The sequence below is a fragment of the Brachyspira pulli genome, from assembly GCF_036997785.1.
GTDB lineage: Bacteria > Spirochaetota > Brachyspiria > Brachyspirales > Brachyspiraceae > Brachyspira > Brachyspira pulli.
Map to the genome: position 1 here is coordinate 18,034 of NZ_JAWLQI010000025.1, position 24,612 is coordinate 42,645.

Genomic DNA, 24,612 nt, shown 5'->3' on the forward strand with positions numbered 1-24,612 from the left:
TTATATTAGGTTTACAAATTATTTTGTATATTTATCATTAGCCTCATAATTAGTATGTAAGAAGTGATGAGATCTTTCACCAAGAGGTTTTCCTAAAAACTCATCATAAAGTTTTTTCACATTTTCATTTTCATGAGAGCATCTATGTTTTGTAACTTTTTTATCCTCATCATATAAGCCTTTAGCTCTTTCTGTTCTAACTTCATTAGTAGGCCCATAAGGCTGACCGCCTCCTCCAACACAGCCGCCAGGACAAGCCATAACTTCTACAAAATGATAAGGAGGATTTTCGCCTTTTTCTTTAGCAGCTCTAATTTCCTGCATTACAGGATCAACATTATGAAGTCCATTAACAACAGCTATTTTTACTTCTTTATCCAATACTTTTACAGTAGCTCTTTTTACTCCTTCCAATCCTCTCACTTCTTCAAAATCAACATTTTCAAGATTAGTACCTGCTATAATATTGTAAGCAGTTCTTAAAGCAGCCTCCATAACTCCGCCGGTAGCACCGAATATAGTACCAGCTCCGGTATATTCTCCTAATATGCTGTCAGCTTCTTCAGGTTCTATTCCTGCCAAATCTATACCATAGTGTTTAATCATTCTTGCAAACTCTCTAGTAGTAAGAACAACATCAACATCTTTATATCCGCTTGAATACATAGATTCATTTTTTCTAATCTCATTCTTCTTAGCTGTACAAGGCATAATAGATACATTGAATATGCTGAAAGGATCCACATGAGCTTTATCTGAATAATATGTTTTAGTCATAGGTGCCAACATCATATGAGGTGATTTAGCTGTTGAAATATTATCAAGTAAATCTGGATAATATTCTTCTGCATATTTTACCCAGGCAGGACAGCAAGATGTAGTCATACAAGCAGTGCCGTTGCTTTCTGTAAATCTTTTAACAAATTCATTAGCTTCTTCCATAATAGTCAAATCAGCACCAAAATTAGTATCAAATATTGCATTAAATCCAATCAAACGCATAGCAGCATAAATTTTTCCTGTAATATTATCGCCTGGCTTTAATCCGAAATATTCTCCTAAAGCAACTCTTACTGCAGGAGCCATTTGAACTGTAACATAAGTATCAGCATCGTCTATAGCGTCTTCAACTTCTTTAGTTTGGTCTTTTTCATATATAGCAGCCACTGGGCAGTGAGCAGCACATTGTCCGCAGTCTACACAAGGAGAATCTTTTAATGATACTGCACTAGGAGCAAAATAAGTTTCAAATCCTCTATTTACAAATCCTAAAGCATGTACATTTTGCATTTGCTGACAAACTACAACACATCTTCCGCATTTAATACATTTTTCAGGATTAAGCACTATACTTCCTGCAGATTCATCTCTAGGGTGATTTTGTTTTATATTATCATATTTAGAATTTCTAACACCAAAATCAGCAGCAGCAACTTGAAGTTCGCATTCTCCGTTTCTTATACAGTTCAAACAATCATTAGGGTGTGCTGATAATACTAATTCTAATACCCCTTTTCTTACAGTATTAATTTCTGCATCATGAGTGATGATATCCATTCCTTCTTCTACAATCATAGAACATGATCTGACATATTTATTTCCTTGATTAGCTAATTTTACAACACATATTCCGCATGCAGATGTTGGAGGAATATCAGGGTGATAGCATAATGAAGGAATTTTGATGCCTAACTTTTTAGCTGCTTTTAATATAGTAAGACCTTCTTCTACTTCTATTTCTTTTCCATTTATTTTTATTTTAACCATAATTTATACACTCCTTAAATTTACTCTCATTAATTCTTTTTAGGAACAGGCGGAGTAAATATGCCAGCTCTGTATTCTTCTTCAAAATGTTTAAGTGTAGACATTACAGGATTTGCTGCTGTTGAACCTAAAGCACATAATGAAGCTTTTTTCATTGTTAAAGCAATGTCTTTTAATTTTTGTATATCCTCTTCTTTGGCTCTTTTTTTAGTAAACTTTTCTAATATTTTTAGCATTTGCATACCGCCGACTCTGCAAGGAACACATTTACCGCAGCTTTCATCAACACAGAAACCAAGATAGAATTTAGCAAAATCAACCATATTATTATCTTCATCAATAACTATCATACCGCCTGACCCCATCATAGAACCTAATTGAACTAAATTATCAAAGTCTATGTGAGTACCAAATAATGATTCAGGTATTATACCTCCGGAAGGGCCTCCAGTTTGAACACCTTTTACGAATTTATCATTAGGTATACCGCCTCCTATATCGAATACTATCTCTCTTATAGTTGTTCCCATAGGCACTTCAACAAGTCCTGAAACATTAATATTTCCAGTTAAAGCGAATACCTTAGTACCTTTTGAATTTTCTGTGCCAATAGATGCAAACCATTCAGCACCATTGTTGATAATAGCTGTAATATTAGCGAAAGTCTCTACGTTATTTATAACTGTAGGATGTTCAAATAAACCTTTTATAGCAGGGAAAGGAGGTCTTGGTCTTGGTGTACCTCTGTTTCCTTCTATAGAAGCTAAAAGTGCAGTTTCTTCACCGCATACAAAAGCACCGGCACCAAGTCTTATATCCAAATCAAATGAGAAATCGCTTCCTAATATTTTTTCACCTAATAATCCATATTCATAAGCCTGTTTCAAAGCTATTTTTACTCTTTCAACTGCAAGTCCGTATTCTGCTCTTATATACAAATAACCTTTGCTTGCTCCTATTGTATATCCTGCAATAGTCATAGCCTCTATTACAGAATGAGGATCTCCTTCAAGTATACTTCTATCCATATAAGCACCAGGGTCGCCTTCATCAGCATTGCATACTATATATTTCTGTTCAGATTGTACATCTTTTGTGAAGCTCCATTTTTTCCAAGTAGGGAATCCTGCTCCTCCGCGTCCTCTAAGTCCTGATATCTTCATTTCTTTAATAACATCATCTGGAGTCATTTCAAATAATACTTTAGATAAAGCTTTATAACCATCATTGCCTATATATTCATCAATATTTTCCGGGTCTATCATACCGCAGTTTTTTAATACAATTCTTCTTTGTTTTTGATAAAAATTAATTTCTTTTGAAAAATCTCTATGTTCTCTTTGCTCTTTATAAAGTATTCTTAATAACAACTCATCTTTCATAACATGTTTTTCTATTATATCTTTAGCATGTTCAGGCTGAACATGAGTATAGAAAACTCTTCCAGGCATAATTTTTACAACTGGACCCTGACTGCAAAAACCAAAACAGCCTGTTTTTACAACAAGTACTTGATCTGAAATACCATTTTTCTCAGCATACTCTCTTAAAAGTCTTACTATTTCATCACTTTTATTTGATTCACATGCAGTACCGCCGCATACAAGTATATGATATTTGTATGATGAATCTTTATTAATACCTTTTCTTAAACCTATTTCTTTAGCTTTATTAAGCCTATGTTCTTCTAATTTTTGTCTATCCAATTTTTCAACCATTTTTTGACTCCATTACTCTTTTTTATCTTCACTATTATTGATGAACTTAGCGATATCATCAACAACAACCCTTCCGGAAACTTCTCCATTAAATGTAATAACTGGAGCTAAACCGCAGCAGCCTATACATCTTACTTCTTCAAGTTTGTATTTCCTGTCAGCAGAATATTTTTGATCTCCTTTAAGGTTAAGTTTTCTTTTTACTTCTTCTACTAATTGTCCGCCGCCTTTCAAATAGCAAGCAGTACCCATACAAACAGATATATTATTCTCTGCTGGCGGCTCCATTGTGAAATAATTATAAAATGTGAGAATTTCGTATATCCTTGCAAGCGGGATATTAATTTTTTCGGATACATATTTAGCGACATTTCTAGGTACATAGCCATAATGCTTTTGAATTCCATGGAAAATCATTATAAGATTTCCTTCAGCATCTTTCCAATTATCAACCAATTCTTTTATTTCATCAGCTATTTCTTCTTCTGTTAATAAAGAAACATCTTCACTCATTATTTACCTCCATTCTTATATTTATACGATATAAATTTTTATGTAAACTGTATGGTTTTAGTATAGGAAAAAATGATTCCAAATTCAATAAATTTATAATTTTTATATTAAGAAATATAATTATTTTTGATTTTTTATTAATGAAATAATGTTCATTATTTGGTAAATAAACTGTATAATTATTTTTTATAAATTAGTTTGTTTTGTTTTCTTCTCTTTTACCAGAAGCGTATTCTAATGTATTAATATCCAAAATTTCTCTATGGGGTTTAAGTAAAGATTTCTCATATTGACATTTCCATTGAACATTTTCAAATATACTTTGTATAGTATCGCCGCTTTTTATTATGTCGCCTTTATCAAATATATATGCAGCAATATTTAACGCATGCGATATAATTTCATTAACATTTAAATCATGAAAATGGTATTGTATATCCGGCAAACCTATAGCATACATTCCTAAAGTATCAACTATAACATCTTTAGAATCTTGTACATTGAAAAGTCTTATATTAACACCTGAAAGTAAAAATCTAAAATCTTTAGGATAATTATTATTTAATATTTGCTCAGGAAGTAAAAGTTTTCCGCTTTGTTCATTATAAACTGCTACACAATTATTAAAAAGCTGTAATGATATATAAAGCCAATTATTAAGCAATGTTGTTCTTTCTTTATAATCAAGTCCTGCTGCCATAAAATCACTAAGCATTATTTCATAATTGCAATTTTTTATTAATTCTTTTGGCTCTTTTATATCCCACATTTGACTGTAATAATAATCACTTATAGAAGTATAATCAAATTCCATTGCATCAGGCATAAGTATTTGAGCTGGCACTTCTTTTTCATCTTGATACTTTACTTTTAATTCATTAATAGCAATACTGTAAATTCCATTATCAGATGATACTACATCAATATCATCATAAAATTTTCTAATCTTTTGTTTAACTAATTCTATATTAGGTAAAGTAGGTTTTTCTTCAAATAATAGTTTATAAAAATATACATGAGAAAAATTAGCTTCATCATGATTTGTGCTTTTATGATTAGGATTTGGATTAACTTCTTTTTTATCTTTCATAATTCTTACTCCTATAATATAGAATATACTGAAATTATTTTTGTGTTATAATTGTTTCATTTAATATCATTTTATAAATATTAAATAATACTTAATTACTTTATTAATTACAAATCTTTTTTCAGTATATTACTATATTTTACAATAAAAGCAATTTATTATTTTTTTACAGGAACTAAATATGTAAAGTCAAATTGCAATGTTTGATCGTATCTTATACCTATTTGATTTTTTTCATTAAGGAATAATCCATTAACAAAACCAAGTCCCAAAACTATTCCATTATCAAATACAAAGTCTTTCTTTATATTAAGTCCGAAATAGAAAGGCACTCTATAGAAAGGATCACCTTCAACACTTATAAATTTATGATTTTTATTTATATACCAGCCAGAAACAAATATTATAGGTTCTATTTCAAACCAAGTTTTAACAGGTATTGTTCCTCTCAAGAAAATACCATGTCCAAATACTCCAGGCTCATTGTCTCTGTCTGCTAAATTATAAGAAGCCATATAAAGTATAGTTAAATAATAACTATTAAGACCTATAGCACCTACATAGTTTTCAGTAATAGCTGGTGTTCCTGGTACAAATGGGTATTCATGTCCTCCATTATGCCAATAGTGAACAGCTGCATAAGGTGTTGCTATATCATGAACAAAATCCATAGCATAAGTAACACCTACATCAAATCTTTCTCTATGTTTTGCATTATGCTGTATTTGCCAATTCATATATACTTCACCTTTACCGCCTTTAAACCATTCAAAAGAAGCACCATATTCATAATAACCATGAGTAAAAGGGTCATTATATTTATATTCTTCAGGGCCTTTTGCTATTAATGTATTATCAGGTGTAGCACGAACAACTGGAGTCATATCCATTAAAGGGTCTCTTATTGGAGATGGTAAATTATGTCCGCCTGTCATTGTACCTATTCTTAAAGATATATATTCATTTGATAATTGTGTAGTTACTATAGGAAATACTCGTATACCTTGAGGAAATTCAAATGTAAATGGGAAAAATACTGAAGCTCCAACTCTCAAAGTAATAAGATCATTGAATTTTATATCGAAAGCTCCTTCTGTAAAGTTTTCAAAATATGTTAATGTTGTTCTTGTATCCTGCCATAAAGTATTTTCTGCATTATATGCATAAGAACTTGTAAATAATCTAAAGTCTACAGTTACAGCAGAATATAAGTTAAAAGATATTATTATAAAAGATATAATAAAAAATTTAATGAACGGTTTCATAATAAGCCTCTAATTATTATTGAATAATTTTTATTGAATAAAATAATATGAAGATTCATTTTAACATAGTTAACATAAAATTACAATTATGATAACTTTCATATATAATAATTGCGAAATAAAAGTTATCATAATTATGCAATGCTATAAAACTTAATAAGTAAAATTTACGGAGCTTTATTTTTTATTTGAAAAAATAAAGTTTTTATATTTAACGATTTAAATTATTTTCATCTAAGTTTAAAATATGCTATAGACTTAACTAATTCATTAGCCTCACTAAGCAAGGACTCAGAAGCAGAGGCTACCTCAGTTACTAAAGAAGCATTTTGCTGAACAGCACTATCCATATTATTAATAGCTGTATTTACCTGCTCAATTCCTTTTTCCTGCTCTTGTGCTGCTATATTAATTTTATCCATTAATTGAGAAGCATTATCCATTTGATTGGTAATATCTGTAAATATATTTTGAGATTCTTTTACACTTTCAGCAGCCAAATGTATTTTTTTGTAACTATCGGTAATTAATGCGGTAATATTTTTCACAGATTCCTGAGTATTTTGAGCTAAATTTCTAACCTCACTTGCAACAACAGCAAATCCTCTTCCCTGTTCTCCAGCACGTGCTGCCTCTACTGAAGCATTAAGTGCAAGTATATTAGTTTGAAAGGCAATGCCTTCTATAAGCTTAGTAATATCCATAATTTTAGCACTCGCCTCATATACATCATCCATTTTTTGTACGCTTTCTTCTATTATTTCTCCAGCTTTTGATATTTTATTTTTTGTATCATTAACAACATCAGCACTATTAGAAACATTTTCAGCAGATTCTTTTATGGTGCTTGCTATCTCATTCATAGAAGCTGAAGTTTCTTCTAAACTAGCTGCCTGAGATTCTGTTCTGCTGGATAAATCAGTATTACCCTCTAAAACACTATTGGCTGCATCTGAAACTCTTCCAGCAGAATTTTTTACAGTGTTTATAATGCTGTTGAAATTATCCATAGCTTTTTCCCAGCCTCTTGCTATATCTCCCCATTCATCTGTTCTTTTTGAAAATCCATTGAGAGATGATATAGTTAAATCCCCATTAGCCATATTTGACATATCCTTTGCTAATTCTCCTATAATATTAGATACTCTCATCCTAATTATAATAGGAGTAATAATAGAAGCTATAACTATTATGAATACTGATATTATAACAACAATCTTTTGAAGCATATTGCTGTCTCTATATATTGAATTATTAGAGCCTATAATTTCAAGCATCCAATGTTGACCTTCTACTATTTCTAAAGGAACAAACAAATATGAAGCATATCCCTTATAATACTCACTATAGCTCTCAAAATAAACAATATTTCCTTTTGTAACTTCTTCCGTTACATTATATTTTTTATATTGAGGGTATAAATCATATACATTTATACCTATATTGTCTAAATTACTGACGTCATAAAGTAAGTTGCCATAATTATCAAATAATAATCCCATAGAATCTGTAAATGGATTTATTGCTTTCATTGTAGGCATTAAAGTATCCACTAAAACATCGCCTGTAATAACACCAATTACCTTATTTGAAGAAATTATAGGAACAGACCAAGTATACATTTTTACCATATTATTATTTCCTAAATCAAAATCATATACCCCTGATAAATAAGTTTTAGATGTTTTTATTGGAACTGTATAATAATCTGATTTTAAATCTTCTGATGTTATAACTACCTGACTGTCTTGACCATTCACTCTTGCCATATAGTAAGTTTGCTGTCCTTTTGTATAAGGATATTCATTTATATAATTACTGTCATTTCCTATTGTGTTAGGTTCAAAAGCAAGCATAACACCTACAACAGTTTTTGGAAGATTATACAAATATTCTGCTATTATATTATCATAAGCAATTCTATCTCTGATATTATTATTATACATATTTTCTATCACGTATTTTAATGTTGTTACTGAATAATACTCCTCTTTTACTACAGATTTTAATTTATTTACTTCGCTGTTTGAAGCTTCTTCCAAAACCTTATATGACAGATCCCCGCTTATTTTTTTGACATTTATTATTGTTACAATATTTGATATTACAATCATTATTAAAATAGGAATTAATATTGAAGCAGTTATTTTCACATGAAGTCTGACTTTTTTAAACATTAATAACTCCTTTATAAACACTAATTAGAATTTTAATCAACTTTTTTTATTAAAATATAATAATCATTAATTTAAAAAAGTCAATTATAATTTATATATAAATTTAACTTTACAATAAATTCCTTTATATTATAATGAGTGAATTATTAATTAGTTTTATTAGGAGTTTATAAATGATAAAAAGAGCATTGATATCTGTATTTTATAAAGACGGAATATTAGACTTTGCTAAATTCTTGACTTCAAAAAATGTGGAAATAGTTTCTACAGGCGGAACTTATAAATATTTGAAAGAAAATAATATACCAGTTATAGAGGTTGCTGAAGTTACAGGAGCTAAAGAAATGCTTGACGGCAGAGTAAAAACTTTAGACCCAAAAATACATGGAGCAATACTTGCTATAAGAGATAACCCTACTCATATGGAAACTATTAAGGAAAGAGGTATAACTCCTATTGATATGGTTATAGTTAATCTTTATCCTTTCTTTGAAAAAGTACAAGATGATAATTTGAAATTTGAAGAAAAGATTGAATTTATTGATATAGGCGGCCCTACTATGCTTCGTTCTGCTGCTAAGTCTTTCAAAGATGTTGTTGTTATAAGCGATGTTAAAGATTATGATTTAGTAAAAAGTGAAATGGAAAAAGGCGAAGTTAGTTTTGAAACAAAAAAATATTTAGCTTCTAAAGTATTTAATTTGACTTCTGCTTATGATGCTGCAGTGTCAGAGTTTATGTTTAATTCATTAGAAAATAAAGAAGGCAAACAACTTAATTATTTAAATATGTCTTATGCATTAAAAGAAGAATTAAGATATGGGGAAAATCCTCATCAAGGCGCAAGCTATTATGTTTCTACTACAGATAAAGGCTCTATGAAAGATTTTGAACAATTAAACGGAAAAGAACTTTCATTTAATAATATCAGAGATATGGATATAGCTTTAAAAATAGTATTAGAATTTGATGAGTCTAAAAAAGAGTATGCTTGTTCTGCTATAAAACATTCTACTCCTTGCGGTGCTGCTTTGGGTTCTAATGTATTAGAGGCTTATAATAGAACTTATGAATGCGATCCTACTTCTATATTCGGAGGAATAGTTGCTTTCAATAGTACAGTAGATGAAGCAACTGCAAAAGAACTTATAAAAATATTCTTAGAAATTGTTATTGCTAAAGACTTTACTCCTGAAGCTTTGGAAGTATTAAAAACTAAAAAGAATTTAAGAGTTATAAAATATAAAACTAATACTAATGATAAAATCAATCTTGTTAAAATTGACGGCGGATTACTTGTACAAGATGAAGACACTACTTTAATAGAAGACTATAAAGTTGTAACAGAGAAAAAGCCTACAGAAGAAGAAATGAAGAATTTAATATTTGGAATGAAGGTTGTAAAATATGCTAAATCAAATGCTATAGTAGTAATAAAAGACTTTATGGCTAAAGGTATAGGAAGCGGACAAACTAACAGAATATGGGCTTGCGAAGATGCTTTAGAGCGTGCAGGCGATGGAGTTGTAATGGCATCTGATGCATTCTTCCCATTCAGAGATGTTGTTGATGCTTGTGCTAAATACAATATTAAAGCTATAATTCAGCCCGGCGGATCTATAAGAGATCAGGAATCAATAGATGCTTGTAATGAACATGGCATTGCTATGGTATTTACTGGTATAAGACATTTTAAACATTAATTATTTTTATAATTTATAATTAAAATAAAAGTGAAGTTAATTTTTATTAGCTTCACTTTTTTATTTAATATATACTGAAAATTTTTAACTTTGTCAATTTTTTTATTGTTCTTTTTCCCGCCGCAAAAAGAACCAAAAAGTGCAAGGATAAAATTAGTACTAAATCATACTAAAATTGTTTTACATGTAAGACAGGTTATTAATTTGAGCAAAAATATAGCATTTCGCGAAGCGTATCCGAGCCTGTCGAGGATATAGCTTCTTTGAATCACCACCAAGTAGGTGCCTAATCGGCAAAAGAAGTAGGGGTGTGGGGGCTAGTCCCCACAAATAACGTAAATTCAAAATTGTATTTTTTGACAAACTTAAAAATTTTAAGTATATAATATTTTAAGGATTTACTATGCATAAAAAGTTCAAACCAAATAATACAAAAGAATTAAAATTATTAGTTGATGATGAAAGTATTGATTTAAATGATATTGATACAAGCCTTATCACTAATATGACAGATTTATTTAAATGTTCTCATAGAAAAAATTATGATGGTATTGAAAATTGGGATACTTCAAATGTAGAGAATATGCATGGTTTATTTTCATTTAATAGTTATTTTAATAATGATATAAGTAAATGGAATGTTTCAAAAGTTAAAATTATGTCTGATATGTTTCATTTTGCTTTATGTTTTAATAAGCCTTTGAATGATTGGAATGTCAGCAATGTTGAAAGTATGAATATGATGTTTAATTCTGCTAAAGAGTTTAATCAAAGTTTGTATAAGTGGAATGTTTCTAAAGTAAAAAATATGAGAGGAATGTTTACTGATGCCTTGAAATTCGATAATGATATTAATAATTGGAATGTAAGCCATGTAGAAGCAATGGATGATATGTTTAATGGAGCATTGGAATTTAATAAGCCTTTAAATAAATGGAATGTTTCTAATGTTGAAAGTATGAATAAAATGTTTGCAAATACTAATAAATTTGATCAGGATTTAGATTCTTGGGATATTAAAAATCTTTATTCAATGAATTCTATGTTTGAAAATTCTTTTATGTATAAGAATAATAAAATTTCATTGAAGTTTAAAATTTATTTATACTGTTTAGAAAATAATAATGAATATGATTTGTCAGAGCTTTTAAAAAATAATGATATAAAAAAAATATATTACAGCATTAATACAAGCAACAATAAGAAAATAATGCTTTTCCGTAAAAGATTAGAAAATGATTATTATAATGAATTAAAAGAAACTTCTAATAATTTCAAAATAATAGAAGAAGCAGAAAATTATATAGAAAATAATTACAATAAAAAAGATGAAAAGAAAGTTAAGTTTATAGATGATTTAAATATCGAAGAAGTATTCACTAAAGATAAAACAAAAACAGTTAATATCAAAGTTATAAAGTACATATACTTATCTTATTTAGCATTAAAAAGAGATGTTTTTAAAATAGCATTAATAGATAATATTATAAATCTATTAGACAGAGAATCATTTATAAAAGCTTTAAGACAAATATATATATCTTCAAAAAAAGAAACTTCAGCTATAATTTATGGAATATATGGAGGAGATGAAGCAGTAAAAGAAATATATGAAGAAGAAAAATATTCTAAACTTTTACTTATAATATTATCATTTCATAAAGAAAGCGATTATGCTATGAATCTATTATGCAATGTATTTAGATATAATGAAAGAGATGATATACAGAAAATGGCTGATGATATATTGCATGAAGCTGCTTTAATGAGAAATTTAAATGAAGATGAAATAATATTTAAACTTATACCTAATTTTGGATTTGATAAAAACGGTGAAAAAATTATAGAAGATAATAAATATAAATTAATTATTAAAGATGATGAGGCAGAACTTTTTGATATTGAAAAAAATAAAATATTAAAATCATATCCTAAAAATATGTCATCTGATTTGAAGGAAAAAATTAAATATATAAAAAAAGAAATTTCATTTACTATAAAAAATCAGAATTTTAATTTAATAAAACTTTTAATGAGCGGTAAAAAATATCATTACAGATTTTTTAAAGAAATTTTTATTGATAATGTTTTAATGAATAAATTTGCTATTAATTTAATTTGGAATATGCATAGTGAAAATAAAGTTTATACTTTCAGATACTCCGGCGACGGAAGTTACAGCAATGAAAATGATGAAAGTATTATTATTGATGAAAACAGTTATATAAGTTTGGCAAGTCCTTTTGAAATGGAAAAAGAAACTATATCAAAATGGAAAAATCAGCTTAATGATTATGAATTGTATCAGCCAATAATGCAGTTTAGCACTATCAATATAGATGATTTGAATGAAACTCTTAATAAATTAAAAGTAATAGAAACAAATTATGGACTTTTAAAAAGATTCGTTCATAAATATGAAATGAAAACCAATTTTCTTAATACCAATACAATTAATAAATATTCTTTTTATAATTCTATGAATAAAGAGTATTTTTGCATTGATACTAATATATCATATTATGCCTTAACTGATGATAAAGTTACTATTAAACCTTATTTTATTAAAGATAATAATTCAGAATTAAGTGAAAGATTTATTTATACTTGGCTTATATTTTTAATATGGGAATTAAATTTGCAGTATATGTTTTGATAACTATACTTTTTAATCAATTATATAATTATAAAATTATATAAACTTAATCATTTTATTATCTATTGATATTTACTCTCTATATGATATAATAAAACCATATACATATAGAGGGTATAATATGAATAATACTTTAACATTAATAATAAGACTTATACTAACTTTTATAATACTAAGTACGGTAAGAAAAATTATATTTAATATAAGAAGCAAAGGTAAATTTAAAAACATAAATATTAATGATGCAGTTTCACTTTATAAAAATAATAAAAATATTGGTTTAATAGATGTAAGAAGTTATGCAGAAGTTCAGCAAAGCGGATATATAAAAAACAGCATAAACATTGCATTAGATGATTATAAATTTGAAGAAAAAATCTCAAAATTAGATAAAAATAAAGAATATATAGTTTACTGTGCAAGCGGCAGCCGTTCCGGCATGGCATCTATGCGTATGTATAAACTAGGCTTTACTAATATTAATAATCTTAAAAATGCCGGCTATTTTCAGCTTTCATCAGCTTTGAAATAAAATACTTTTTGACAATTAACAGTTATCTAGTATAATTTATATATCTTTATATAAATCAAAACTTTAAGGGGAATAATATGGAAAATAATATCAAAATAGAAATATGCGTTGATTCTGTAGAGTCATGCATTAATGCCGAAAAAGGCGGAGCTGACAGACTTGAGCTTTGCGGAAATATGTTTGAAGGCGGAACTACCCCTAGTTTTGGAGTTTTGGAATTAGCAAGAGAAAAAGTTAATAAGCCAATATATGCGATGGTGCGTCCTAGAGGCGGAGATTTCTGCTATAATGATATTGAATTTGAAATAATGAAAAAAGAAATAAAATTAATGAAAGATTTAAAAATTGACGGAATAGTATTCGGCATACTTACAAAAGAAGGAAAAGTTGATAAAGAAAGATGTTCTAAGTTGCTAGATTTATGGTCAAGCAGTAAAGTAACTTTCCATAGAGCTATAGATGTAAGTATTGATTTAAATGAAGCATGCGAGGATATTATATCACTTGGTTTTGAGAGAATACTCACTTCAGGCGGCGAAGCTAATGTCATGAGCGGTATAATAAAATTAAAAGAATTGGTTGAAAAATATAATGATAAAATAATAATAATGCCTGGAAGCGGAATAAATGAAAGAAATATTGAATATATAAAAGATACTGTAAAAGCTAATGAATATCATATGACAGCAAATAAAACAGTTAATAGCATAATGGAATACAGAAATGAAAATGTATTTATGGGTGCCGCTTTAAGACCTCCGGAGTTCAGCATAAAATATACTGATGAAAATAAAGTAAAAAATATAAAATCAAAAATTTAATATTTAAGGTACAATAATGTCATTAAATGATAAAAAAATAGGAATTGCTTTATCTGGAGGCGGAATAAGAGCAGCTATATTTCATCTTGGAATATTTAAATGGCTTGCAGAAGAAAATGCCTTAGAAAATATAGAACATATATCAACCGTATCTGGTGCCAGTATATGTGTTGGTTTATTATATTCTTATAATAACAATAAATTCCCAACAAGCAAAGAATATAATGAAGTATTAGAAAAAGTAAAAAATGCTATATTAAATAACAATATACAAAAACATCTTATATTTACTACATTAAAACAAGTAAATAACTTTTTTAATAAACCAAAAATATTATCAAAACTGATGAAAAAACATTGGAATATGACGGCTAAATTTTCTGATTTAGAAAAAATTCCAAGATGGTCTATAAATGCCACTACAATAGAAACAGGAAAAAGATTTTCATTTTCTCAGAAACATATAGGAGATTATAAATTAGGATATATAAAAGATTTAAATTATGATATATCTATGGCCGTTGCTATGTCAGCAGCATTTCCTTTTTTAATAGGTAAACAGTATTTCAAAATAGAATCCAAAGAATGGTTTGATCATAATGATAAACCAATAAAAAATATACCAAAATCAATACATTTATGGGACGGCGGTGTTTATGATAATTTGGGATTGGAAGCAATATATAAAATGGATAAAGGCGGATACTGTAAAGATGATTTGAATTTTCTAATAGTAGCCAATGCTGCACAAAGTTTAAATACTAACTATAAAATGAAAAAATTTGGATTAAGAAGAATTTTAGATATATCTATGAGTCAGGTTCATTTTTTAAGAGTGAGAAGCTATATTGATTTTATTAATAGAAATAAAAATGGACTATATATAAATATAGGAAATCATGCTTCAAATATACTAATGAGAGCTAAAATACCTTCAAAAGAAAAATTGAATATCATAAACTCATATGATACAAAACAAAATTGTTATAAAATCAAAAATTATAAAACAACATTAGAAAGTCCTACAAAAGAAGATTTTGAAATGATATTAAGGCATGGATATGAAAATGCTAAATATAGTTATGTAAGATATTTATTTAATTAATATCTATTGACATAAATATTTTTTTGATTATCTTATTTCTAAAAATTTATTTAAAATTTTTTATTATAATGCCTACATTTATAGGTTTAAATAATTTTTATAAATATAAAAAACTTAAAAAAAGAAATTTTATATAAATAGTAAAAAATATTATGAATACTAAAAAACGAGAAATCATATCATCTTTAAAATATGCATTTCCTTATACTATACCTGTTCTTGTAGGATATATATTTTTGGGTATGGCTTATGGTGTTTTAATGAAAGCTAAAGGTCTTGATACTTGGCTTGCAGTTTTTTTAAGTTTATTTGCATATTGCGGAAGCATGCAGTATACAGCCATTAATTATTTATTTTTAGCACCTTTTAATCCTCTATACGCTTTTATACTTACATTAATAGTTAATTCAAGAGTAGGTTTTTATGGTATATCTCTCATATCAAAATTTCAAAATACAGGTATTATAAAGCCTTATTTGATATATACTTTAAGTGATGAAACTTTTTCAATACTATGCTCCGCAGATATACCAGAAAATATCAATAAAAATGCATTTCTTTTCTTTGTAGCTTTTATAAATCATATATATTGGAATATAGGTACATTGTTAGGCTGTTTAATCGGCTCTTTTATAACTTTCAATACTAAAGGACTTGATTTTGTATTAACTGCCTTATTCGTTGTTATATTCGTAGAACAATGGCTTGATAATAAAGATCATAGAGGTGCCGTAATAGGTCTTATTTGTTCAATACCTATTTTAATATTTAAAACTAATATATTTATAATACTTGCTATGGTATTAATATTTATATCTATAAGCGTAATGTACAAATATGATAAAACAGAAACTATAAATGGATAAAATTATGACAAATAAAGAAATATTAATAACTGCTTTAATGATAGTAATTGGAACTGCATTTCTTAGATTCCTGCCTTTTTTGATAATAAATAAATCATTATCTGAAAATAAATATATACAGTTTTTAGGTAAAATACTGCCTTATTCTATGATAGCATTGCTTGTTGTATATTGTTTGAAAGATATAAATATAATAAAATTTCCTTATGCATTACCTCAATTAATATCTATAGCCGTTATAATCATATTGCATATAATAAAAAGAAATGTATTAATAAGCATAGGTGTAGGAACAGCACTTTACATGTTTTTAGTACAGGTAGTATTTGTAAGTTAATAATATTTAAGAATATAATAGATTAGCTTCTCTTATTATAAATTCTTTTTTAATTCTATAAATGCATTCATAACATCATCTGGTATATCAACATGAACAATAAAATCTTTACCGTTAGGGCCGTAACCATTGGCATCATCATTAAGCCTGTATATTTCTCCCATTAAAAGATTTATATATCTATTTATATTCCACATTCCTAAAATATCTTTATCATAAACAAGTTCATTATCTTTACATATAACATTAACTTTATAAACAGCATAATTTATAATCAATATATCTTTAGGAACATATTTTCTTAATGCTGCCTCCATACGGTACTGCATAGTAGAATCTTGAGAAATAATTATGCTTTTAAAATCTATATTATTTTCTTTTAATAATTTAAGCAAATATGTTATATTATTGCCGCAATTAGTTGATTCTAATTCTAAAAGATCAGCCTTTAAACCATACTTTGTATTTATATAATTATTAAATATTTCTGCTTCTTTTAAATTATTTAAATCAATATTAGGAAGCTCATTACTCATTTTATTTCTTAATGTTTCTGTAGTATGACCGGCACCGCCTACTATAATATATTTTTCTGCTATATTGTTTTTTATTGCCTCAGCTAATATATCGCCTCCGCATATAATACTTCCGCCGAATAAAACCATCACATCAGCTTTATCAATATTATATTTATTATAAAGTTCTTCCTTTGTTAAGGATTCAATATCTCTTTTACCGCAAAAATTTGATAATATATTAATATAATCTGCTATATTATTAAGCATCATAAAATACCCAAAATTATTTATTGTGATGAAATATATTACTGAATAACTGGAATCTGCTTTTAGGGCTAAATATAAGTATTACCTGCCCTTTTATACTATCTTTATCTATGAATCCGAAATATCTGCTGTCTTCACTGACCTCTATATTATCGCCTAAAACAAAATATTGATCGCTTCCTACTATATAAAGTCCGTCATCTTTATCAGAAAAAATATAATATTCATGCTCTATAAGCTCATCATTCAAATATAAGCCGCCGTCTTTTATTTCTACTTTATCGCCTTCTATTCCTATAACCCTTTTAACTAAATTACTTCCCTCATGATTAAAAACTATAACGTCAAAATTCTTAACACGATTAAAAATAAAGCTCTTTTTAAGAAGAAGTATTTCATCTCCTTCAAAAAAAGTAGGCTCCATAGATTTATTAGTAACTATGTAAGTATCAAAGAAAAATAACCTAATAAAAGCTGCTAAAAAGATAGCAGTAAATGATGCTAATATAATCTCTGCAATCTGTTTTTTACTCGTCATAGTTGAAATAATTATATTTATTTGATATTTTGAATATAGTATAGTAAAGCCTCTTTAGCTGATTCAAATGCTATATTATCTATATTTATATCATCTCTTTTTAAAAATATAACATTAGAAGCATCGTCATTAGCCTTTATATTTGGAGTATAATCTAATTTAGAATAAAAGAATATATCAGACGTTACATACATTAAACCGTCATATACATATTCATTAGATCCGCTTATAAGAAAATCTATTTTTTCTAATTTTATGCTTGTTTCTTCCAAAATTTCTCTTTTGGCAGCATCTTCAACCCTTTCATAAGGCTCACAGAACCCGCCAGGCATATCTATAAATCCTTTTTTAGGTTCAATTCCTCTTTCAACAAATACTATGCCAGATGGAGTTTCTATTATAACACCAACAGCAGATGCAGGATTAATAAAATAAGTTCTGCCGCATTTTGAACATGTGAATATCTTTATATTATTAAAAGATAAAGAATCCTTTTCCCCGCAATAAGGACAATATTTAAATTGATATTTAATATGTTCTTTTATTTTTAAAGCTTTTTCAAATCTATAATCAATATGTTCTTGCATAGTTTTTATTAATATAATATGATGCTATATTTTTTACATTACAAATATATACATCAGACTGTGCCCAAATACCAAAAGGAGCATGTTCAAATGAAATATTATGAGTATCTATAACATTAACACTTTCATAGCTGTAATTTTTAGGATCAACATTATAAAAATCATAAATATAATAATAATCAACATTCATATCTTTCATTCTTTCATCTATAAGAGTTTCCATTTCTTCTATAGTGTTTGCAACCATATAATAAGTAGATACAAAAGTTCTCCTTTGGCATTTACCTAAACCCTTAACAGTAACATTCCACCATTTTGGAGGCTTTATTAGCATGTTTGGTTCATTTAAATTAACAGTAGTAAAGCCGTATATATGCTTAAGATTATTTATAATATCATAATAATCAAAAACATATTCATCTGTTTCAGAACAGCCTTCATCTGCAACTATAGAAGACAAAGAATAATGCAAATGCTCATAATCACATATAAATGAAACATCATCATTCAAAAGTCTGTATGATTCAAGAATATGGTTAATTTTATTTATATTTTTATATGAAGTATGAATTTCTATTTCTTTATCCAAATTTATAAAAATTTCAAACTCTGTAAGCTCGTCTATAACTCCGAATCCAACATATCCGCATTCAATCCAAAGTTCATTATACTTTTTGAACACTTTCCTAATTTCATTTAATGAAACATCAGGATCGCTCATAAGTACATCATAATCCCTATTAACATCTTCACTAATACGCTCTATAACTATTGTACCATAAGACGGAAACAGTTTTAAAAGCTTCAAATATAATGAAGAAATCTTCTCCGATGATACTGAGATTCTATAATTGTATAAATCTCCATTATCAGTGTTTTTTAATTCTATTTTAGTCCCTTCCTTGGGATAGGCATATTCGCTTAGTACTATGCCAAGCGGAATATGAAATTTATCAATAATAATCCTTTTTGATTTTATATTGTTTAAGATCCTTCTTCTCCTCTCGCTCTTTTCAAAATAATTAATCACAATATTTCCTCAAACAAAATTGATTTCACTATAATAATAAAAAAACGAATTTTGTCAAGTAATAAATAACTAAAATAAATCGAAATAAATTCATATATTTTTTAGTTTTTTTACTATAATTACTTGACTTTTTTTTAAATATTTTTATATTTATGCATATTTATTTATAGGTATAATCTGTATTTTTTGCTATATATATCCGATTAATATATAGATATTATTGCTTGAGTTTATTGTGGATAACTTATTTATTGAAAAATTAAACAATCTATTATCAAGAGTATCTCTTATTGATATATTAAGGGATCGATATAAAGTTGTACCAAGAGGCGGAAATAAATACACTGTTCAATGTCCTTTTCACAAAGATGGTCAGGAAACTAATCCTTCTATGTCTGTTGATGATGATAAATGTGTGTATAAATGTTTTACCTGCGGTGCAAAGGGAAATGTTATAACCTATTTAAAAGAAAAAGAAAATATGTCCTTTAAGGATGCAGTTAAATATCTTGGTAATAGATTCTCAATAGATGTTACCGATTTCTTTTCTGCAAAATCCTCTCAAAAAGAGAAAATATACTTAGAAAGCAGAAGAATAAACAGAATAGCCTGTAATTTTTTTGGAAAAAGCCTGCTTTTAAAAGATAAAAACGGAAATTATTTCTATAAAGAAGCAGTACAATATTTAAAAAACAGAAAAATACCTTTTAGTATAATAAAAGAATTTAAAATTGGATATGCTCCGCCTAGTTGGAATGCACTTATTAATGCTTTAAGCGATAATAAAATTACTGTAAATAACATGAATATACTAGGTTTAGCTAGTGTAAGTAAAAATAATCCTAGCCATTATTATGATACATTTGTTAATAGAGTAATGTTTCCTATTATAAATGAAAGAGAAGAAGTAATAGGTTTTGGAGGAAGAAGTATAGACGGTAAAGAACCTAAATACTTAAATTCCAAAGAAAGCCTTATTTTTAAGAAAAAATCTTCATTATATGGCATAAATATAGCTAAATCCTATATAATGAAGCAAGATGAAGTTATTCTTGTTGAAGGATACATGGATACAATAGCATGCCATAAAATGGGCATAAAAAATGTAGTAGGAACATTAGGCACAGCTATTACAGAAGAACATGCTAGAGAGATAAAAAAGTATACAAGCAATGTAGTTTTAGCTTTAGATAGTGATGAAGCAGGTCAGAAAGCTTCTAAAATGGCTATATTGACACTATTGAAGTTTGACTTAAAATTGACTATACTTTCTATACAAGAAACTAAGGATTTAGATGAATTTTTTACAGTTTATAAAAAAGAACGGTTTGATATACTATATAATAATAGATTAAATTGGTATGATTTTATTGTAGAGAATAGAATAAAGAAAGATATTTCTTCTATATCTATAGAGGAAAAATTAGATGTTATTAATGATTTTTATAAGTATTTAGATGTTGTAAAAAGCGAAACAGAGAAGCAAATGATTATAGCACATATAGCTTCTAAACTTTCTATAGATAGGGAGGCTTTTAACAAGGATTATTTACGCATACAGAAAACAAATCAGTATATTTCAAACGCAAATAACAATAATAATAAAATTAAAAATACAAATAACAAATTTTACTATGAAAATAGTTTAATATATTTACTTGCTCTAAATCCTTCTTTGATTAAAGAGGCTGAAAGAGAAATTAGTGTTGATCTTATTAAGAAAGATATAACAAGGGAATTTTATATAAGACTCTTAACTCTTAATAAAGAAGCTAGCGTTGAAGATGCTCTTAATGTATTGGGAAATGAGCATATAGCTAATCAGATTTTAAGCAAGAAAAAACTATATAGTGAAAATATATATGAAAAGTTGGAGGAGCTTATTATTAGAATTAAAAGCGGCTACATAGACTCTAAAAGGCAAGAGGTTTTAGATAATAATACGGCATTAAACAACACTCTTGAAAGTAATGATGGATTTGAGGCTATTTGTGCAAAGGCTCGCGAAATACATTTACTTAATAAGCAAAAAGAAAAATTACATCAAGGAAGTGATTTATGATGAAAGAAGAGGATTGCGATCTTTTAATTAAAAATAATGAAAAGATTCGAAAATTGCTTGAAAAAGGTAATACTAATAAATATCTTACTTTCAAAGAGATTAATGGTGCCATAGATAATATGGATACTGACGTAATGGACATACTTTTTCAGTTATTAACTGCTAGAAAGATTGCCATTGTTGAAGATAAGAGAGAATTTGAAAGCCTTTCTAAAAATCAAAATAAAATTGATGATACTACAGCTAAATTTATACATGTAGAAGATAAAGTTGGAAACAATGATGACCCTATAAGACTTTATCTTAAAGAAATCGGAAAGGTTAATTTGCTTACCCACGAAGATGAAGTGGATTATTCTAAAAAGATAGAATCTGGTGAAACTGATATAGAAAATATTATATTAAATACACATCTTGTTGTAGGTGAAGTACTTAATACAATAAAAAATGTACAGGTTGGAAAGGTTTCTATACATGAAATATTAGAACCTCCTAGAATCTATAATGTTTCTACTCAGGAAAAAAGAAAATTAGAAAGAAAGTATAAAAACTTTGAAAAAGAATATGTAGCATTAGCTGAAAAATATCTTGCTTTAGATAAAAGAATCAAAAAAATAACTACACAAAAAACAATAAAATCTCTTACTAAAGAACAAGAAGAAGTTAAAGAGAATATAGTTAAGCTTTTGAGTAAAGTAAGATTAAATAGAATGGAAATAGACAGAATAGCTGAAAAACTAAAATTCTATTTACACAGAATCAATCAAATAGAAGAATACTTTGAAAAACTCAAAAAAAGATACTATAAAGAAATATCAGACTTTGAAAATTATTATAAAGAAATAGAATCAGGAAATAAAGATATTTACATACGTCTTGTAGATGAATTTAATATCACTCCTGAAGCTATAGAGGCTGTTATAACAAGTTTCCATAAAGCTCAAGTTCGTATGGCTAATATATACGATGAAGTTCGTGTAGACAAAGAAACTTTAGTTGAATGGGTACGTAAAATAGATTCTTCAAGAAGAAAAATTGCTCAAGCTAAAGACCATATAGTTAAAGCTAATTTAAGACTTGTTATTGCTATAGCTAAAAAGTATGTTAACAGAGGCCTTCATTTCTTCGATTTGGTTCAGGAAGGTAATATTGGTCTTATCAAGGCAGTAGATAAATTTGAATACAAAAAAGGTTATAAATTTTCTACTTATGCTACTTGGTGGATACGTCAGGCTATTACACGTTCTATAAGCGATCAGGCTAGAACAATAAGGGTTCCTGTTCACATGATAGAACAAATAAACAAGGTTCAAAGAGTATTAAGACAGTACATGCAGCAGCATGGCAGAGAGCCTTCTATTCAAGAGATAGCTAAAGCATTGAGCTGGCCTGAAAGCAGAGTTAAAAGCGTAAGAAATGTAGCTAAAGACCCTGTATCTTTGAATGCTCCTATAGGTGATGAAGAAGACACTATTTTAGGAGAACTTATAGAAGATAAAGAATTTGAAAGTCCTCAAAATATAACTACTTTCAAAATCTTAAGAAAACAAATTGATTCTATATTAGACAGTTTGCCAGATAGAGAACAAAAAGTAATAAGAATGCGTTTCGGTCTTATTGACGGATACAGCCATACTTTAGAAGAAGTTGGATATGTATTCAAAGTTACAAGAGAGCGTATACGTCAGATAGAGGCTAAAGCTATAAGAAGATTAAGGGCTCAATCAAAGAAAAAAGAATTAAAAGATTTTCTTGATTCTTAATATTTAAAATTTACAATCTACAAAGGAAGCAGGAAACTGCTTCCTTTTTTGTATATACTAAAAATTTTAGAGTTTGTCAATTTTTTTGTTGTTCTTTTTCCTGCCGCAAAAAGAACCTTATATCCTCGATAAACTCGGATACGCTTCGCGAAAGTGCAAGGATAAAATTAGTACTAAATCATACTAAAATTGTTTTACATGTAAGATAAATTATTAATTTTGTACAATAATAAGTAATCAACCGCACATATAGTGGGCATTTGATAAGATCAAACAGTGCCGTGCGGAAAGGTGCCGCAGCTCGCGGTTGACAAAGTTAAAAATTTTCAGTATGTTTTTTATATTCATACAGATACAAAATAAATATAAACATATTCTTAGTTTTTACACCGCACGAAGAATAAAATTATAAATATAAACAAAATCATCAATTCAACTTCAATTACATATAAAATTTAGTTAACCGTGCGTTAAATAAATATTCAAATTTAATAAACGATTGGGCGGGCATGCTTTTTCTGTGTGAGTATAAAAGATAAACAAAATTAAAAGTTCAAATATAACTAAAAAGAATAAAGGGCGGGGAATGTAAATAGATTTAAAATTACATATAATATTGTTTTTTCTTTACATAGTAATATAATATAAAATATTAACTTTTGATAAAACTAAATTAAAGGAAATTGTATGAAAAAAATAGTGTTATCTGCTTTAATATTCATTTCAATATTTACTAAATCAGCATTTACAGAATTTGAAGCTAGTATATATGTGCCTCTAGGTATTACTTCCACATTTCCTAATATAGCGGATCCTAAACGTAATTTTGTCAGAAATATTTATTTAAATACAACTAAATCAGATATAAGTTTTAATGTTGGGGTTACTGGAAATTTTGGGTATAGATTTAATATAAATGAAAATAATGGAATAAGTATATTAACTGAAATTGGATATTCAAGGCTTAATTTTGCATCTACATTTAAAGCTCAAACTGATAATAATTATGGAAACAACAAAATATATAATGCAAATTAAAATTTAGTTTTTCATACGCTCAATATAGGATTAATGCCTAAATATGCTGTTAATCTTACATCTTTACTAAAAAAGATTAATCCAAACTATGATGGTAAAATGGAGCTTAATATAGGTATAGGTTTCGGAATGAAAATAGCATTGGCTGGTGAATATTATAATACAATGAATAATGATGCTGATGAAAATTATAAAAGTCATTTGGCAGAAAAATATTCATTCAAAGATATACCTAAACAACTATATTTTGTCAATTTTC

At 27.5% G+C, this 24,612-nt stretch carries 20 protein-coding genes and 1 pseudogene; 11 read left to right on the forward strand and 10 right to left on the reverse strand.

The features are described 5' to 3' along the window. Positions 1–18: 18 nt before the first annotated feature. The 6 genes from R4K56_RS07305 to R4K56_RS07330 form a co-directional block, all read right to left on the reverse strand. A complete protein-coding gene (locus R4K56_RS07305) occupies positions 19–1,767 on the reverse strand; it encodes an NADH-dependent [FeFe] hydrogenase, group A6 (protein WP_335760852.1) in 1,749 nt (582 codons plus the stop codon). Between the two features lie 29 nt (positions 1,768–1,796). Continuing rightward, entirely contained in the window at positions 1,797–3,485 is a 1,689-nt protein-coding gene (locus R4K56_RS07310) for a NuoF family protein (RefSeq protein ID WP_335772280.1), read from the reverse strand. A 12-nt stretch (positions 3,486–3,497) separates the two neighbouring features. Continuing rightward, positions 3,498–3,998 carry an NADH-quinone oxidoreductase subunit NuoE family protein gene (locus R4K56_RS07315; RefSeq protein ID WP_297296873.1) on the reverse strand — a complete coding sequence of 167 codons (501 nt, stop codon included), beginning with the start codon at positions 3,996–3,998 and terminating at the stop codon, positions 3,498–3,500. A 193-nt stretch (positions 3,999–4,191) separates the two neighbouring features. Continuing rightward, positions 4,192–5,088, reverse strand: coding sequence for a DUF4261 domain-containing protein (locus R4K56_RS07320; RefSeq protein WP_335772281.1), 897 nt, complete (start codon positions 5,086–5,088; stop codon positions 4,192–4,194). A gap of 158 nt (positions 5,089–5,246) precedes the next feature. Further along, on the reverse strand, positions 5,247–6,353 hold the full coding sequence (locus R4K56_RS07325; RefSeq protein ID WP_335772282.1) for a hypothetical protein: 1,107 nt from the start codon (positions 6,351–6,353) through the stop codon (positions 5,247–5,249). A 230-nt stretch (positions 6,354–6,583) separates the two neighbouring features. Beyond that, a complete protein-coding gene (locus R4K56_RS07330) occupies positions 6,584–8,530 on the reverse strand; it encodes a methyl-accepting chemotaxis protein (RefSeq protein WP_335758478.1) in 1,947 nt (648 codons plus the stop codon). Between the two features lie 173 nt (positions 8,531–8,703). Between R4K56_RS07330 and purH the strand changes: the two genes are divergently transcribed. The 7 genes from purH to R4K56_RS07365 all read left to right on the forward strand — a co-directional run bounded on the left by purH (position 8,704) and on the right by R4K56_RS07365 (position 16,550). Continuing rightward, a complete protein-coding gene (purH, locus tag R4K56_RS07335) occupies positions 8,704–10,233 on the forward strand; it encodes a bifunctional phosphoribosylaminoimidazolecarboxamide formyltransferase/IMP cyclohydrolase (RefSeq protein WP_335772283.1) in 1,530 nt (509 codons plus the stop codon). A gap of 403 nt (positions 10,234–10,636) precedes the next feature. Beyond that, positions 10,637–12,889, forward strand: a complete 2,253-nt coding sequence (locus tag R4K56_RS07340) for a BspA family leucine-rich repeat surface protein (protein ID WP_335772284.1) — start codon at positions 10,637–10,639, stop codon at positions 12,887–12,889. Between the two features lie 121 nt (positions 12,890–13,010). Continuing rightward, positions 13,011–13,421 (forward strand): rhodanese-like domain-containing protein, encoded by a 411-nt coding sequence (locus R4K56_RS07345; protein WP_335772285.1) that lies wholly within the window; start codon positions 13,011–13,013, stop codon positions 13,419–13,421. A 77-nt stretch (positions 13,422–13,498) separates the two neighbouring features. After that, the gene (locus R4K56_RS07350) at positions 13,499–14,242 is read left to right on the forward strand and encodes a copper homeostasis protein CutC (RefSeq protein ID WP_335772286.1); all 744 of its coding nucleotides are present in this window, start codon (positions 13,499–13,501) and stop codon (positions 14,240–14,242) included. 16 nt (positions 14,243–14,258) lie between these two features. After that, the gene (locus R4K56_RS07355) at positions 14,259–15,347 is read left to right on the forward strand and encodes a patatin-like phospholipase family protein (protein WP_335758454.1); all 1,089 of its coding nucleotides are present in this window, start codon (positions 14,259–14,261) and stop codon (positions 15,345–15,347) included. A 152-nt stretch (positions 15,348–15,499) separates the two neighbouring features. Then, positions 15,500–16,213, forward strand: coding sequence for an AzlC family ABC transporter permease (locus tag R4K56_RS07360; RefSeq protein WP_335772287.1), 714 nt, complete (start codon positions 15,500–15,502; stop codon positions 16,211–16,213). A gap of 4 nt (positions 16,214–16,217) precedes the next feature. Continuing rightward, complete coding sequence (locus tag R4K56_RS07365; protein ID WP_335758453.1) at positions 16,218–16,550, forward strand: branched-chain amino acid transporter permease; 333 nt, start codon at positions 16,218–16,220, stop codon at positions 16,548–16,550. 35 nt (positions 16,551–16,585) lie between these two features. Here R4K56_RS07365 and R4K56_RS07370 read toward each other — a convergent pair whose 3' ends face one another. Genes R4K56_RS07370 through R4K56_RS07385 form a run of 4 tightly spaced genes read right to left on the reverse strand, consistent with a single transcriptional unit; the run spans position 16,586 to position 19,490 of the window. After that, positions 16,586–17,338 (reverse strand): YdcF family protein, encoded by a 753-nt coding sequence (locus R4K56_RS07370; protein WP_335772288.1) that lies wholly within the window; start codon positions 17,336–17,338, stop codon positions 16,586–16,588. Between the two features lie 13 nt (positions 17,339–17,351). Then, positions 17,352–17,873 (reverse strand): signal peptidase I, encoded by a 522-nt coding sequence (lepB, locus tag R4K56_RS07375; RefSeq protein WP_335758451.1) that lies wholly within the window; start codon positions 17,871–17,873, stop codon positions 17,352–17,354. Positions 17,874–17,890: 17 nt separating this feature from the next. Next, positions 17,891–18,460 (reverse strand): NUDIX hydrolase, encoded by a 570-nt coding sequence (locus tag R4K56_RS07380; RefSeq protein WP_335772289.1) that lies wholly within the window; start codon positions 18,458–18,460, stop codon positions 17,891–17,893. Further along, the gene (locus R4K56_RS07385; RefSeq protein WP_335760814.1) at positions 18,444–19,490 is read right to left on the reverse strand and encodes a hypothetical protein; all 1,047 of its coding nucleotides are present in this window, start codon (positions 19,488–19,490) and stop codon (positions 18,444–18,446) included. The genes R4K56_RS07380 and R4K56_RS07385 overlap by 17 nt, the downstream gene beginning before the upstream one ends. Before the next feature lie 235 nt (positions 19,491–19,725). Between R4K56_RS07385 and dnaG the strand changes: the two genes are divergently transcribed. From dnaG to R4K56_RS07405, 4 genes and pseudogenes are all read left to right on the forward strand, one after another. Further along, positions 19,726–21,552, forward strand: a complete 1,827-nt coding sequence (dnaG, locus tag R4K56_RS07390; protein ID WP_335772290.1) for a DNA primase — start codon at positions 19,726–19,728, stop codon at positions 21,550–21,552. Further along, complete coding sequence (gene rpoD, locus R4K56_RS07395; protein ID WP_335758447.1) at positions 21,549–23,315, forward strand: RNA polymerase sigma factor RpoD; 1,767 nt, start codon at positions 21,549–21,551, stop codon at positions 23,313–23,315. The genes dnaG and rpoD overlap by 4 nt, the downstream gene beginning before the upstream one ends. 687 nt (positions 23,316–24,002) lie before the next feature. Next, positions 24,003–24,353: a hypothetical protein gene (locus R4K56_RS07400; protein ID WP_335772291.1), complete on the forward strand. Its 351-nt coding sequence runs from the start codon at positions 24,003–24,005 to the stop codon at positions 24,351–24,353. Positions 24,354–24,386: 33 nt separating this feature from the next. After that, a pseudogene (locus R4K56_RS07405) lies at positions 24,387–24,612 on the forward strand (hypothetical protein); the annotation flags it as partial.

What these genes read in the sequence shown, in the direction of transcription:
- R4K56_RS07305 (WP_335760852.1), bottom strand. Translation starts at nt 1,767, where the DNA reads ATGGTTAAAATAAAAATAAATGGAAAAGAAATAGAAGTAGAAGAAGGT.
- R4K56_RS07310 (WP_335772280.1), bottom strand. Translation starts at nt 3,485, where the DNA reads ATGGTTGAAAAATTGGATAGACAAAAATTAGAAGAACATAGGCTTAAT.
- R4K56_RS07315 (WP_297296873.1), bottom strand. Translation starts at nt 3,998, where the DNA reads ATGAGTGAAGATGTTTCTTTATTAACAGAAGAAGAAATAGCTGATGAA.
- R4K56_RS07320 (WP_335772281.1), bottom strand. Translation starts at nt 5,088, where the DNA reads ATGAAAGATAAAAAAGAAGTTAATCCAAATCCTAATCATAAAAGCACA.
- R4K56_RS07325 (WP_335772282.1), bottom strand. Translation starts at nt 6,353, where the DNA reads ATGAAACCGTTCATTAAATTTTTTATTATATCTTTTATAATAATATCT.
- R4K56_RS07330 (WP_335758478.1), bottom strand. Translation starts at nt 8,530, where the DNA reads ATGTTTAAAAAAGTCAGACTTCATGTGAAAATAACTGCTTCAATATTA.
- purH (WP_335772283.1), top strand. Translation starts at nt 8,704, where the DNA reads ATGATAAAAAGAGCATTGATATCTGTATTTTATAAAGACGGAATATTA.
- R4K56_RS07340 (WP_335772284.1), top strand. Translation starts at nt 10,637, where the DNA reads ATGCATAAAAAGTTCAAACCAAATAATACAAAAGAATTAAAATTATTA.
- R4K56_RS07345 (WP_335772285.1), top strand. Translation starts at nt 13,011, where the DNA reads ATGAATAATACTTTAACATTAATAATAAGACTTATACTAACTTTTATA.
- R4K56_RS07350 (WP_335772286.1), top strand. Translation starts at nt 13,499, where the DNA reads ATGGAAAATAATATCAAAATAGAAATATGCGTTGATTCTGTAGAGTCA.
- R4K56_RS07355 (WP_335758454.1), top strand. Translation starts at nt 14,259, where the DNA reads ATGTCATTAAATGATAAAAAAATAGGAATTGCTTTATCTGGAGGCGGA.
- R4K56_RS07360 (WP_335772287.1), top strand. Translation starts at nt 15,500, where the DNA reads ATGAATACTAAAAAACGAGAAATCATATCATCTTTAAAATATGCATTT.
- R4K56_RS07365 (WP_335758453.1), top strand. Translation starts at nt 16,218, where the DNA reads ATGACAAATAAAGAAATATTAATAACTGCTTTAATGATAGTAATTGGA.
- R4K56_RS07370 (WP_335772288.1), bottom strand. Translation starts at nt 17,338, where the DNA reads ATGATGCTTAATAATATAGCAGATTATATTAATATATTATCAAATTTT.
- lepB (WP_335758451.1), bottom strand. Translation starts at nt 17,873, where the DNA reads ATGACGAGTAAAAAACAGATTGCAGAGATTATATTAGCATCATTTACT.
- R4K56_RS07380 (WP_335772289.1), bottom strand. Translation starts at nt 18,460, where the DNA reads ATGCAAGAACATATTGATTATAGATTTGAAAAAGCTTTAAAAATAAAA.
- rpoD (WP_335758447.1), top strand. Translation starts at nt 21,549, where the DNA reads ATGATGAAAGAAGAGGATTGCGATCTTTTAATTAAAAATAATGAAAAG.
- R4K56_RS07400 (WP_335772291.1), top strand. Translation starts at nt 24,003, where the DNA reads ATGAAAAAAATAGTGTTATCTGCTTTAATATTCATTTCAATATTTACT.